The organism is Streptomyces xanthophaeus (genome assembly GCF_000725805.1).
In the GTDB taxonomy this organism is placed as follows: Bacteria; Actinomycetota; Actinomycetes; order Streptomycetales; family Streptomycetaceae; genus Streptomyces; species Streptomyces xanthophaeus.
The window spans coordinates 1-12,218 of the sequence record NZ_JOFT01000032.1 but is presented as its reverse complement, the minus strand read 5'-3'; the positions used below and the strand labels follow the sequence as shown (position 1 = coordinate 12,218).

At 71.4% G+C, this 12,218-nt stretch carries 9 protein-coding genes and 3 pseudogenes; 5 read left to right on the top strand and 7 right to left on the bottom strand.

The window, feature by feature from the left end; genetic code table 11:
• Window positions 1-16: 16 nt before the first annotated feature.
• Window positions 17-1,493: pseudogene (locus IO30_RS40700) on the bottom strand (hypothetical protein).
• A 292-nt stretch (window positions 1,494-1,785) separates the two neighbouring features.
• Here IO30_RS40700 and IO30_RS0120700 point away from each other — a divergent pair.
• Window positions 1,786-1,971: a hypothetical protein gene (locus tag IO30_RS0120700; RefSeq protein WP_051902451.1), complete on the top strand. Its 186-nt coding sequence runs from the start codon at window positions 1,786-1,788 to the stop codon at window positions 1,969-1,971.
• Between the two features lie 323 nt (window positions 1,972-2,294).
• On the opposite strand, the gene IO30_RS43680 is transcribed toward IO30_RS0120700, so the two are convergent.
• Window positions 2,295-2,975, bottom strand: a complete 681-nt coding sequence (locus tag IO30_RS43680) for a hypothetical protein (RefSeq protein ID WP_167347273.1) — start codon at window positions 2,973-2,975, stop codon at window positions 2,295-2,297.
• Window positions 2,976-3,199: 224 nt separating this feature from the next.
• The gene (locus IO30_RS0120690) at window positions 3,200-3,979 is read right to left on the bottom strand and encodes an SDR family NAD(P)-dependent oxidoreductase (RefSeq protein ID WP_031145023.1); all 780 of its coding nucleotides are present in this window, start codon (window positions 3,977-3,979) and stop codon (window positions 3,200-3,202) included.
• 848 nt (window positions 3,980-4,827) lie between these two features.
• Here IO30_RS0120690 and IO30_RS0120680 point away from each other — a divergent pair.
• From IO30_RS0120680 to IO30_RS0120670, 3 genes are all read left to right on the top strand, one after another.
• Window positions 4,828-5,922 carry a C40 family peptidase gene (locus IO30_RS0120680; RefSeq protein WP_051902447.1) on the top strand — a complete coding sequence of 365 codons (1,095 nt, stop codon included), beginning with the start codon at window positions 4,828-4,830 and terminating at the stop codon, window positions 5,920-5,922.
• Between the two features lie 96 nt (window positions 5,923-6,018).
• Complete coding sequence (locus IO30_RS0120675; RefSeq protein ID WP_031145021.1) at window positions 6,019-6,804, top strand: hypothetical protein; 786 nt, start codon at window positions 6,019-6,021, stop codon at window positions 6,802-6,804.
• Window positions 6,805-7,408: 604 nt separating this feature from the next.
• Window positions 7,409-7,876, top strand: coding sequence for a hypothetical protein (locus IO30_RS0120670; RefSeq protein ID WP_031145020.1), 468 nt, complete (start codon window positions 7,409-7,411; stop codon window positions 7,874-7,876).
• Between the two features lie 24 nt (window positions 7,877-7,900).
• On the opposite strand, the gene IO30_RS0120665 is transcribed toward IO30_RS0120670, so the two are convergent.
• Together IO30_RS0120665 and IO30_RS48145 are read right to left on the bottom strand one after the other, a co-directional pair.
• Window positions 7,901-8,752: an APH(3'') family aminoglycoside O-phosphotransferase gene (locus tag IO30_RS0120665; RefSeq protein WP_051902445.1), complete on the bottom strand. Its 852-nt coding sequence runs from the start codon at window positions 8,750-8,752 to the stop codon at window positions 7,901-7,903.
• A gap of 212 nt (window positions 8,753-8,964) precedes the next feature.
• Window positions 8,965-9,132 (bottom strand): annotated as a pseudogene (locus IO30_RS48145) (DUF475 domain-containing protein); the annotation flags it as partial.
• A 278-nt stretch (window positions 9,133-9,410) separates the two neighbouring features.
• Here IO30_RS48145 and IO30_RS0120650 point away from each other — a divergent pair.
• On the top strand, window positions 9,411-10,601 hold the full coding sequence (locus IO30_RS0120650; RefSeq protein WP_031145017.1) for a cytochrome P450 family protein: 1,191 nt from the start codon (window positions 9,411-9,413) through the stop codon (window positions 10,599-10,601).
• A 693-nt stretch (window positions 10,602-11,294) separates the two neighbouring features.
• On the opposite strand, the gene IO30_RS0120640 is transcribed toward IO30_RS0120650, so the two are convergent.
• Both IO30_RS0120640 and IO30_RS47065 read right to left on the bottom strand, forming a co-directional pair.
• A complete protein-coding gene (locus tag IO30_RS0120640) occupies window positions 11,295-12,086 on the bottom strand; it encodes an ABC transporter permease (protein ID WP_031145016.1) in 792 nt (263 codons plus the stop codon).
• Window positions 12,083-12,218 (bottom strand): annotated as a pseudogene (locus tag IO30_RS47065) (ABC transporter); the annotation flags it as partial. The gene IO30_RS0120640 and the pseudogene IO30_RS47065, both read right to left, overlap by 4 nt.

Genomic DNA, 12,218 nt, shown 5'->3' with positions numbered 1-12,218 from the left:
GCCGGGGGCCGGCCGGTCAGCGCTTGGAGATGCGGACCACTCCGGTTTCGGTGCCCTGGTAGAGCGTGCCGTCCGGGGCGGCCGTCCCCCGCATCTGGAGCGGGTTGTAGACCAGTCCGATGCCGAGGTAGGAGCTGCTGAGCTGGGCGCCGGTGGCCGGATCGATGACGGCATGGTGGTACTGGGCGAAGGTGTTCAGGCCGGCGCTGCCGGTCGGCCCGGTCACGGAGACGGTGTAGATCTTCCCGTCGGCCAGGGAGAGGCGGGGCAGCGCCGCGGACTTCACCGGGCTGTTCCACACCACGTCGCAGCCCGTTCCCTGGGCATTGACGTCGATCCTGCTGAGGCCGCCGTCGAAGCTCGCGGAGGCGGGCTGGCTGGCCGGAGCGCCCTCGGGCAGCGCCGGGTAGGGGTAGCCGTAGGTATTGGTGACGAAGACGCTGCGGCCGGAGGCGATGACGGCGTCCTCGGTGCCGCTGCGCGCGTGCTGGGTGAGGACGGGGATCCGGCAGATCGGGTCGGGTCCGCCGGCCGCCCGGTAGACGAGCAGGTTCCCGTGGGGGGCGGCGTTGTCGACGATGGTGACGTACTCCGTGCCGTTGCCCGGTCCGAAGAAGCTCGGGGTGGTGCCGGTGCCCCAGCTGAGCTGTCCGGGCTTGCGGGCCGGGCCGCGGTCGTAGGGCGCCCGCCAGTCCACGACGGGAGTGCCGTCGGGGGCGGCGGACAGCAGGTAGAGGGCGCGGTCGGTGGCGACCGCGGTGCGGCCGGGGACCGTGGAGATGCTGTTCTGGACGCCTTCGCCGGTACTGATGCTGCGTACCGCACCGGTGCCGGTGTCGGCGGTCCCGATCACGCCGCCGCTGGTGGCGAACCAGACCTTGCCGTCCCAGGCCGGGGTCAGGCCGACGATGTTGTCCCCGGCCGGCACGGCGTTGCCGAGGGGGGGTGGACTGGTCGATCCGCAGGGCCCAGCCGGCGCCGGATCCGGAGCCGGTGCGGTGGTGGCCGATGCGGACGAGGGTGTTGTTGCCGTCGACGACCACCAGGCGGTCGGCGTTGTCGAGGTAGGCGTAGACGCCGCCGAAGAGGCTGCCCTTGGGCAGGGCGAGCGAGGCGAGATCGGCTCCGGTGGCGGGGTCGAGCAGGTGGACGGTCGGAGTCTGGCCGAAGATCGTCGTGCAGAGGCTGACCACGTAGCCGTCGCTCCCCACGACCACGGTGGGGCAGGCCGAAGCCAGCGCCGTGCGGGAGTAGTTGACGGCGGCCGTTCCGGGCCCGGGGTAGGGCGTGGTGCCACTGGAGGCGCTGTCGCCGTGCATGGTCGCGGCGCCGTTGGCCGCGGTGACCGGGTTCTGCGGCGGCTGCGGGCCGTACGGGGATGCCGGGTCGGCGGCGGAGGCAGGGGCTCCGGTGAGGCCGGCGGCGCTGAGGGCCACGGCGAGGGAGCAGGCGAGCACGGCAAGGCGCCCGCCCGCGGGCAGGGAGAACGGCATGGGGGGTCCTCGGAACGGGGAAGGGGGAGGCTGCGTCTGCGGACACCGCAGGCGTGCGGCGAGGGGTTGCCGTGTGCCGTGTGCCGTTGCCGTTGCCGTGTGCCACGGGTGCGGTGGGCGGTGCCGGGCGCCACGGAACCGGGCCGCCTTTGGCACCGCGGGGTCAGCCGGGGCGGCGGCAGCCGATGGTGCGGCCCGGCCCCTCCTTCCGTGGGCCATCGCCCGGGCCGCCCTGGACGGCTCCCAGCCGGTACCGGCGGGGGAGGGCACCATCTCGCGGATCCACATCCGGATGCTGCTCGGCCAGGCGGAACTCCGCGGCGCCGACCTCGACATGATGGCCGTACAGCTCACCGCCGCGCTGGAAGGGCCCTTCCTCCTCTACCTGACGGCCTCGCCCCAGGAGGAACCCACCGATCACATCGACCGCATGGCACACGCCTGGCAGGACCTCGTGGAACGCCTCTGCCGGCCCTGACAGGCCGCAGGCGCGGACCTGGGCCCGCGTACAGCCCGCCGGTGGTCAGCCGGTCCGCGGGGCGGGGCGAGGTGTTCGAGGCCGAAGACGACGTCACGGCTGACCGGATGCCGGGCGGACGAGCCGCAGCAGATTCCGCTGCCCCGTTGGCTTCCGGCGCCGATGTGTTTCCGGTGGACGGAGTCGAGCTACTGGCCCGCCCGCACAGGGAGTGCCGCACATTCGTATGCCTGTTGCGGGTCGGCGACGGAGGGTGTTGGCTCTCTTTGGATCATGCCCGGCGGCAGGTTGGGCAGACTGACCAGGGGGGACCACATGCGTACTCACAGAGTTCGTGGACTCGCGGCTGCGGTTGCAATATCAGGCTTAGTTGCCGGCATCGCTCTCGCGACCGGCATAGCCCAGGCCGACAACTCCACGACGCCGAAGCCGACTCCGACACCCAGCCCCACATGCACGCCGGCCCCGACCCGCGCGCCGGTTCCGACGGTGGCTCCGTCGTCGGGGCCGGTTGCGTCGCCCACGCCGGTTCCGTCGTCCACGTCGGTTCCGACGCTGGGTCCGACGTCTGGGCCGGTTGCGTCGCCCACGCCGGTTCCGTCGCCCACGCCGGTTCCGACGGTGGCTCCGTCGTCTGGGCCGGTTGCGTCGCCCACGCCGGTTCCGACTGTGGGTCCGACGTCTGGGCCGGTTCCGACGGTGGCTCCGACGCCCACGCCGGTTCCGACCGTGGGTCCCACGTCTACGCCGGCCCCGACGGTCGTTCCGACGCCTACGCCGGCCCCGACGGTCGTTCCGACGCCTACGCCGGCCCCGACGGTCGTTCCGACGCCTACGCCGGCCCCGACGGTGGGTCCCACGTCTACGCCGGTTCCGACTGTGGGTCCCACGTCTACGCCGGTTCCGACGGTGGGTCCCACGTCCACGCCGGTTCCGGCCGTGGTTCCGACGTCCGCGCCTGACCCGACGCCGGGCCCCACATGCACGCCGGTTCCGTCATCCACGCCGGTCCCGACGTTGGGCCCCCCGTCCACGCAGGCCCCGACCCGTGCGCCGGTCCCGTCGCCCACGCCCACTGGGCTCCCGCCGACTCCCGCGTACCGGGTGGCGAAGTAGTCGGGCGGTGAGGACCCCGGCCGAGCGGGCCCGGGGTCCTCACCGCTGCCTCACAGCGGCACCGGCGCGACGTGATCTCTTCGCTTCACCGAAGTCTTCCGTCCCAGGCTGGTCACCCGGCCGGGATCGGTCCGAGAAAGGTGCCGCCGGAGACATCGATGGTCTGGCCGGTCACCCAGCGCCCCTGCGGGCCCGCCAGGAAGCCCACCACGTCGGCGACGTCCTCCGGCTCGCCGATCCGTCCGAGCGCGGTGATCGACTCGAGTCCGGCCACCGCCTCGGGAACCGCAGCGTAGGCGGCGATCATGTCGGTCAGCACCACCCCGGGTTCGACCGTGTTCACGGTGATCCTTCGCCGGCCCAGCTGGTTGGCGAGCGACGGGCCGAGAGCCGCCAGCGCCGCCTTGGTGACGGTGTAGCCGATCTGGCCCGGGTCTGCGATCCGGGTGGCCGCCGAGCCCATGTTGACGATCCGTCCGCCGTCCCGCAGCAGCGGCAGCGCCCGCTGGACCACGAAGACCGGCGTGCTCACGTTGACCGCCAGCAGCCGCTCGAACTCCTCCTCGGTGAGCTGCCCGAGCGAACTGACCGAGTGGATGCCCGCGTTGTTGACCAGGATGTCCAGGCCGTCCGCGCCGTGGTCGGCCAGCCCGGCGATGAGCGCCTTGAACAGCCGGTCCACCGCTCCGCGCTCACCGAACCGGGCCTGCACCGCGAACGCCCGGCCGCCGGCCTCGGCGATCTGCGCCACGGTCTCCGCGGCGGCCGCTTCGTTGCCGCCGTAGTGGACCGCGACCAGCGCTCCCTCGGCGGCGAGCCGCAGGGCTACCGCCCGCCCGATGCCACGCGAGCCACCCGTCACCAGTGCGGTCCTGCCGTCCAGTTCCCCCATGACTGCCTCGTCCCTCCCGTTGACCACTTCACGGACACTCCACCCTGCCGGAGCCGGACTCGGGCCGACAGAGCACGGCCGGTCAGCCCCGTGCCGGGAAGGACGCGAGCTGTCCTGATCACCGAACACGCAGGAGGAACTCCATGGCCAGCATCGTCTGAAAATGTGCGAGTCTCCTTCTCCCAGATGCTGGCCGGTCTCCTCCGGAGCGAAGAGCCCGAGGCTCCGCCTCTCTTCGACCAGGTGCTGGAGGAGTTGGGACTGCTCTTCCACCCGCCCGCTGACCCTCGGGCCGCGAAGTGGGACATGGCCTCCTGGGTCGCCGGTCAGATCGCCGACGGATCCCTCGATCCCGCGGTCGGCACCCACCTCATCCGGGCCGACATCGCCCATGACCTCGGCGACCCCGTAGAACTGCAACCCCTCGTCCACTGCGCATACGACTTGGACGGCTGGGAGGAGAGCTGGGAGTCTCCATCGAGGAACTCAACCGGGAAGCGGTTGAGGCGGCAAAGCGGTTCCTCGGCCAGGGGCCGACAGCCGAGGCGGGGGCCTGAACCCCAGCTGTTCGCTCCCGCCACTTGGGTCGGTCTCCCCGCGAGCTGGTCCGGGGTCACTCAGCGCGGCTGCACCGAAGAAGCTGAGTGCCCACAGCGGCTTCCGGGGACGGGTGCGGCGGACTGGCCGATTGTCACCTGCGACACCCTGTGACTCCAGTGGTGAAGGTGAAGCGTGGTTTCGTCGGCGGCCGTTGTGGGCGTGGCAGGTCGAGCGGGGTGTCCGATATCAGCCGTATGGTCGGCCGATCGGTCCCTGGTCCGTCGCGACCCGCGCAGGACAATCGTCGTATGCCCCTCTCGCACATCGCGCTTCCCGTTGCCGTCAGTGCCGTCATGGCCCTGGTTCCCCTGACGCAGGGCGTCTCCGCCGCAGACGCCTCCGCATCGGCGGCCTCGGCCGCCTGCAAGGGTGCCAGGACCTGCTACGTGGACGTGTCCGTCGCCCAGATCTGGGAGAGCCCCGACAAAGTGCGGACGGTGGACGCGAAGGCGCTCGCCAACCCGGTCGACATCAGGGGCTGGTTCGCCGCGATGGCCCACGACATCGACCTGCGCCGAGACGTTCCGGGTGAGACGCAGGCCCTGTACGGGGGCAAGGTCACCGTGGTGGACACGATGACCAAGGACGGCGTGCTCTGGGACAAGGTGGTGGTCCACGGCCAGCCCACGCCCAGGGACGCGGGCGGCTACCCCGGCTGGGTGCCCGACCGGCAGCTGACGAAGCTCCGGAAGAAGGCCCCGTCCGGCACGACCGCGGAACGCGTCACGAGCCCGACGGCCTGGGGCTACGGCTCGCGTCAGGCACTGGCGGCGGGCGCGCCCGCCAAGGGAGGCACCGAGTACTCGTTCAACACGGAATTCGCCGTGAAGCCCGTAGCCGGCGCCCCGTCCGTCGTGGAGGCCCGGGCCAACGACGGCACCCGGATCTACTTCGAGCGCGACGACCTCGCGAAGGTCCCGACGTCCGGGGCGACCGGCGAGGACGTGGTCGCCGAAGCCCGCAAGTTCCTGGGTCTGGAGTACCTGTGGTCCGGCACGGCCGGGTTCGGCTACGACTGCTCCGGCCTGACGGGCCAGGTGTACTCCGCTCTCGGCATCACCATCCCGCGCGACAGCCAGCCGCAGTTCGACGCGGGTGGCGGTGCGGCGCCCGCCGGTTCGGCCGAGGGCGAGCGGATCACGTCGCCCGCCGACCTCCGGCCCGGTGACGTCGTGGGCTTCGGCAGCAGCACCTCGAACGTCACGCACGTGGGCATCTACGTCGGCAGGAACGACCAGGGCGAGCCGATGATGATCAACTCGCCGAGGACGGGGGAGAGGGTGAGGGAGGAGCCCCTGTCGAACCGCCCGTTCGTGGGCGCCACCCGCTTCATCGGCTCCTGAACCCCTGCCCCGGCGGTTCGAGCGGCTGGCCCCGCTTTCCGGTGTGGGCGAAACCGTTCGAGGGTGAGGCTGCCTGTGTGGGAAAATCCCCGGACGATGATCACCTTCACCACAGGCCGCAAGACGGTTCTCACTGCTGCCGCGATCGCGGTCGCCCTCGCCACGCTGTCGGGCTGCGAAGACGCCCCGGGCGGTACGGCCGCCCCCGCAGCCACGTCTGCGTCCCCGGCCCCGGAATCCGCACCGCCGTCCGCCGTCCCCACCACAGCAGGGGCATTTTCTCCCGAGCAGGCCGTCGCCGAGGCGGAGAAGACCCCCTATGCGTCGACGATCACGTTCAACAGTTCGGCCGCCGGCCGGCACATATCGACCATGACCGGAAGGATCAACCACAACGTCCCGTTCACCGGGCGGAGCGAGATCCGTACGCCGGACGACGTCCCGGCCTCCCAGGCCATGTGGATGGAGACGGTGACCACGCCCGACGCCAACTACGTCCGCAACCGCCTCCAGGAGGGAAGCGGCTGGAGGAAGACGCCGCGCGCCGAGGACAACGTGGCGAACTACGCGGGGTACGCCAAGCTGCTGCTCACCCTCGGCCCCTCGGCACTCAAGGGCATGGAGGAGCAGGGCGGCATCCCCACCTACCACCTCGCCGGACGCCTCGACGTCGACCAGGTGGCCTCCGTCGACCCGCGGACGTACCGCTCGATGAAGGCCAAGGGCGTGACCGGCTTCGACATCGACCAGTGGGTCGACAGCCAGGGCCGCACCGTGCGCTTCGAGCAGCGCATGGAGATGCGCGGTATCCCCGCCGTCAACACCGGCACGTTCAGCGACTTCGGCCCGGTCGAAGAGTTCAACGCGCCCAACGGCGGCTGAGAGCGCAGCCCTGCTGCGCCGGGCGTCCTCGTGTGGCGAGCGCCAGGGGAGCACCCCGACGCGAACAGGGCGGGCCCGTTCGCATCCGGCGGGGCCGGGAGCGCAGAGGCGAAACCGCCGGCGCCACCCGCGCCGAAGCCCGAGGGGGCGCCTGGTGACATTCTGGTCGGCGGCCGCCCGAACCGGTGCCATGGTCCCCCGCGACGCACGGACGGGCGAAGTAGCCGCCCTGGTCGACCACACCCCGGATCGCCGGGAGGATCTCCGAGGCCACCAAGAGGTGACCCCGCGGCGAGTCGCGGCGGTTCAGGAAAGTGCTGATGGTCCGGGGGGTCCACAAGGCAGGATCATCTCGATGTGACGGGGGAAACGGGGAGGGGCGATCGTGCGGGGAAGAGTCGGAAGACACGCTTGGAAAGCCGCAGTCGCAGGGCTCGCAGGGCTTGCAGTGGCTGCACTGGCCGCTTGTACATCCGGCGCGAGTACGCAGAGCAGCGGGCCGACGGCGTCGGCCGCAACGGGTACCTCGCCAACGCCGCCACCGGTCGCCCACACGGCCGGAACCGACCGAGAAGCCGCAGCGATCAAGGAAGCGCGCTCCCGCGTGCTCGCGCAGGCGCATGCGAACGGCAAGGACGCGCCCGACGGCCAGGGCCTGGCCGTTGCTGCGGTGCGCGGCGACGCGGTCGCCCTGACCTGGCTGACGGCGGACGGACGGTTCTGCCGCGCCTCGTTCGGCGGTGCCTCTGAGACGGCGTGCCACTCGGAGCCCGTCGCACCGGCGGCGGGCGAGGTCCCGCAGCTCGTTCCCTTCGAGGCGGGCCCCTGGCTGGGCTGGCTTGAGATCTTCGCGGCCGACCGTCAGAAGGTCGTCTCAGCCACCTGCAACGGGGCTCCGCTTCCGGTGCGGGACCTCCAGACCACCGGCGGCGGCGAGCGCACTCTCTACGGCGTGGCGTTCACGGAGCGCCGACGGGGCTCCATCACCGTCACCGTACGGCGGGGCACCGAAACGGCCATCGAGCACGTCCGCGTGAACGGCCTGTACGCCGAAGGCCCCGACTGCACGTAGGAGCAGGAGCCCGGACACCAGGTCTCAGTGAAGGATCACGCCCTGGGGATCGGCGTCTTGGCCCCAGGTGAGCGGGTCGAGATGGAGGTAGAAACGCAGGCGGTCGTGGTCGAGGGAGATGCCGTACCCGTCGGCGAATGCCGAGTCCGCGGCCTGCGCCTGTTCCTCGTCCGTCCATGTCTCCCGCGCGCTGGTGAGCAGCAGCGCCAGGTCGGCGTAGCGGTCGGCCAGTCCGAGGCGGCCCAGGTCGATGAAACCGGACACGTCCAGGGTGTCCGGGTCGAGGATGATGTTGGGCAGGCACAGGTCTCCGTGGCAGACCACCGTGTCGGCGGCCTCCTGGTCCCGTCGCAGCGTGAACTGCGGGACGAGGCGGGACAGCAGCTCCGAGGCCGGCGTGTGCTGCTGCTCGACGGGGAGGAACTCCGGGTTCACGGCGCCACGGCGCACGACCGCGCGCGCTGCGGCGACCATCCTGCTCAAGTCCCGGCTGAACGGGCACTGCTGCACGGGCACCTCGTGCAGCGCCCGGACCGCGTCCGTGATGCGTCCCCAGGAGGCACGCAGGTCCCCGGCGGACACCTGGTCGGCGGGTATGCCGTGGACGGTCCCGGTCACCAGGCAGGCCCCTGCATCGCCGGAGTGCCACTCCAGCACCTGCGGCCCCGGGACACCTTGGTCGCTCAGCCATGCGGCCCGGTCGCGCTCGGCCTTGAGGTCGGCTGCGTCCGCTGCCGCTACGCACTTGGCGTACCGGGTGCCGTCCGCGCTGCGGAAGACGGCGGCACCCGACTCGCCCGCGGTGACGGGCAGCCAGTCGCTCTTGGCTCCCGACAACACCGGCGGGACGGACTGGTGTCCGGGATGCTCGCTCATGGCGGCCACTCTAAGACGTCGCTGCTCACTGCGTGACCCTTCGTCGATCCGCGCATGACGGACCTGTCTGTCTGGCCGCTGCCTGCCTGCCTGCCTGCAGCAGCAGCCGTCCGTGTTCTCGGTGGAGCCGGGCCGCGTCCGGGCCCGGCTCCACCGCACCGCCCGCCGCGGCATCGAGTACGCCGGCTCAGACGCCGGCGGCGGCCTCGGCCTTCTCGCCGGACCCCGGCGTTGACCACGGCGTTGTCGAAGGACACCGAGATTTCGAGGATGGACAGGATCGCGACGATCCCGAAGCCGGCCCACCCCCCGTATAACACCGCCGCGATCAGGCCGAGCGCGGTGACCGCGAACGACCAGCCGAACGTTTTCAGAAGCACTGGATACCCCATCGTCGTGTACGGAACTTCCTTGCGCCGTACATGGCTTTGCGAAACGTTGACCTGAAGTCTAGGGCGATGCCTCGCAGTGGGCCGAGGCCAGGAGCGGGACGTGTCAGCGCTGAGGGTCGGTGCGGGCCCGGTTGCCCGGCAACCGGGCCCTCCCTGGTGCTTCGCACGCCTGGCCCACCTCGGCTGCGGGACGCGTCGCGCCCCCGGGCTCCTCCGCGTGGAGCCCGGCCGCACGGGCGTTTCCCTGCACGTCTTAGGGTGATCTCATGGATCTTCAGGGCGAATTGATCGAGCATCCGTATGCCGCCTACGAGCGGCTGCGCAAGTCCGCGCCGGTGTGCCGGATCACCGGTACGGACGGCATGCCGGCGTGGCTGGTCACGCGATACGACGATGTACGGGAGGCCCTGGCCGACCCGAGGCTGTCCCTCGACAAGGCCAACGCGACCGAGGGCTCTTACCGAGGTCTGTCGTTGCCGCCCGCCCTCGACGCCAACCTCCTGAACATGGACGCCCCGGACCACACCCGCATACGCAAGCTCGTGGGCCGGGCTTTCACCGCGCGCCGGATCGAGCAGCTGCGGGCGCCCGTCCGGGCAACCGCGGACCGCCTCCTCGACGGCCTGGGCCCGGCCGGGAGCACGGACTTGCTGGCGGCCTACGCCGGCCCGCTGCCGATCATCGTCATCTGTGACCTGCTGGGCATCCCGGAAGACCGCCGCCTCGACTTCCGCGCCTGGACCGACGCGCTCGTCGCCCCGGACCCGAGCCGCCCCAGGGCCGCGAAGGAAGCCGTGATGGCGATGCTGGGCTTCCTGACCGAGCTGCTGGCACACAAGCGCAGCAAGCCCGCGGACGACCTGCTGTCCGACCTGATCGCCGTACGGGACGGCGACGGGGACCGCCTCAGCGAGGACGAGTTGATGTCCCTCGCCTTCCTCATCCTGTTCGCCGGGTACGAGAACACCGTGCACGCCATCGCCAACGCGATCCATGCGCTGCTCCAGCACCCGGAGCAGCTGGCAAAGCTGCGTGCGAACCCCTCACGGATCCCGGCCGCCGTCGAGGAACTCGCACGGTACGAAGGACCTGCTCTTCTGGCCATTCGCCGTTTCGCGGTCGAGGAGTTGACCATCGCAGGGGTCACCGTCCCGGCGGGGGAGACGGTCCTGCTCTCCCTGTCCGCGGCCAACCGCGACCCGGCACGCTTCGCCCGCCCCGACGCGCTCGACTTCGACCGCGAAACCGCCGGCCACCTCGCCCTCGGCCACGGCATCCACTACTGCCTCGGCGCCCCCCTGGCCCGCGCCGAGACCGAAATCGCCCTGGCAGCCCTCCTGGAGCGCTACCCCCTCCTCGAACCGGCCGGCCCCGCGCCCCAATGGCGCACGTCCCTGCGCGCCCGCGGGCTGAGGGAGCTGCCGGTGCGATACGCGGCGGAACCCCACGAGCACTGAGCCTCCTGCAAACCCCGGGACGGAACCCGCCGCCGCCGTCCTCACCCAGGCGGGGGATCTCATCGACCGACGAGGGCCATCGGACGCCTGCTGCGCCGTCCCGGTTGACTGCGATGACGGCGGCGTTGTCCGGTGCGACGGCCAGAGCTCGGGCACTGCCTCGCTGGCTCGAGGCTGCTGCCCGGTGATGCGGTGGAACACGCCACGCGCCGTCGGGGCTGAGCTGCCAGGTTTGGGTCCTGACCGAGGTTCCGTGTGTCGCCGGTGGGGTACCGGGTCACCTCGGCCGCCTTCGCCGCGATCGCCGATCGGCCGCGCACGTCGCACCCGATCGTGAAGACGTAGACATGACCGCGGAGACGGCGGCGGACCTTGGGATCCGCAGACACCACGTCGGCCGGCATGGTCATCCCGAAACCGCCCGCGCCTTGGAGGCCCGTGGTTGTGCCTACCGCTCCGCCGCCCGCCGACGGCGCACCGCGGCGACGAGCTCCCTCACCTCGGCCCTGTCCACCACCCAATCGGGCACCACCGGCGCTGCGGACAGGGGGAGTCCCGACCCCGCGGCTGCCTGACCGGCAGGGCCGTGGGTCGGGCGGATCGCACGTGATCGACGATACGGGGTGCCCCGTGCGCACACACGGAGACGGGAGGCGTAAGCGCTCGGGGCCGCCGCTCGTCAGGTTGACGCGGCTACTTCGGGTCGCGGTCGAACAGCGACTTGGACCAGAAGTACCCCAGCACGGCCAGCCCCAGGCACCAGGCCACGGCCAGCCATCCGTTGTGGCCGATCTCGGTGCCGAGGAGGAGGCCGCGCAGGGTCTCGATGGCCGGGGTGAAGGGCTGGTACTCGGCGACGGGCTGGAACCAGCCCGGCATCGCGTCGACCGGGACGAACGCGCTGGACAGGAGCGGCAGGACCACCAGCGGCATCGCGTTGTTGCTGGCCGCCTCGGCGTTCGGGCTGGACAGGCCCATGCCGACCGCGATCCAGGTCAGCGCCAGGGCGACCAGCGTCAACAGCCCGACCGCGAGGATCCATTCCAGGGCGGTTGCGTTCGTGGAGCGGAAGCCGATGGCCACGGCGACGGCCCCGACGAGGACCACGCTCATCACGCACTGCAGGACACTGCCGATGACGTGGCCGATGAGGACCGAGCCGCGGTGGATCGCCATCGTGCGGAAGCGGGCGATGATGCCTTCGGTCATGTCGTTGGAGACGGACACCGCGCTGCCGATCGTGGTGCCGCCGATGGTCAGCAGCAGGATGCCCGGGACGAGGTAGGCGATGTATGCGGACCGGTCCGCCCCGCCGCCGCCGATGCCGGCGCTCATCGTGTCGCCGAAGATGTAGACGAAGAGCAGGAGCATCATGATCGGCGTCAGCAGCAGGTTCAGGGTGAGGGACGGGTAGCGGCGTGCGTGCAGGAGGTTGCGCCGCAGCATCGTCGAGGAGTCGCGCACGGTGAGGGTGAGGGAGCTCATCGGGCATCCTCCTTGGGCTGGCCGGCCTGGTTCGGCACGGTGGTGGCGGTCAGGGCGAAGAAGACGTCGTCCAGGTCGGGGGTGTGGACGGTCAGTTCGTCGGCCTCGATGCCGGCCGCGTCGAGCCGGTCG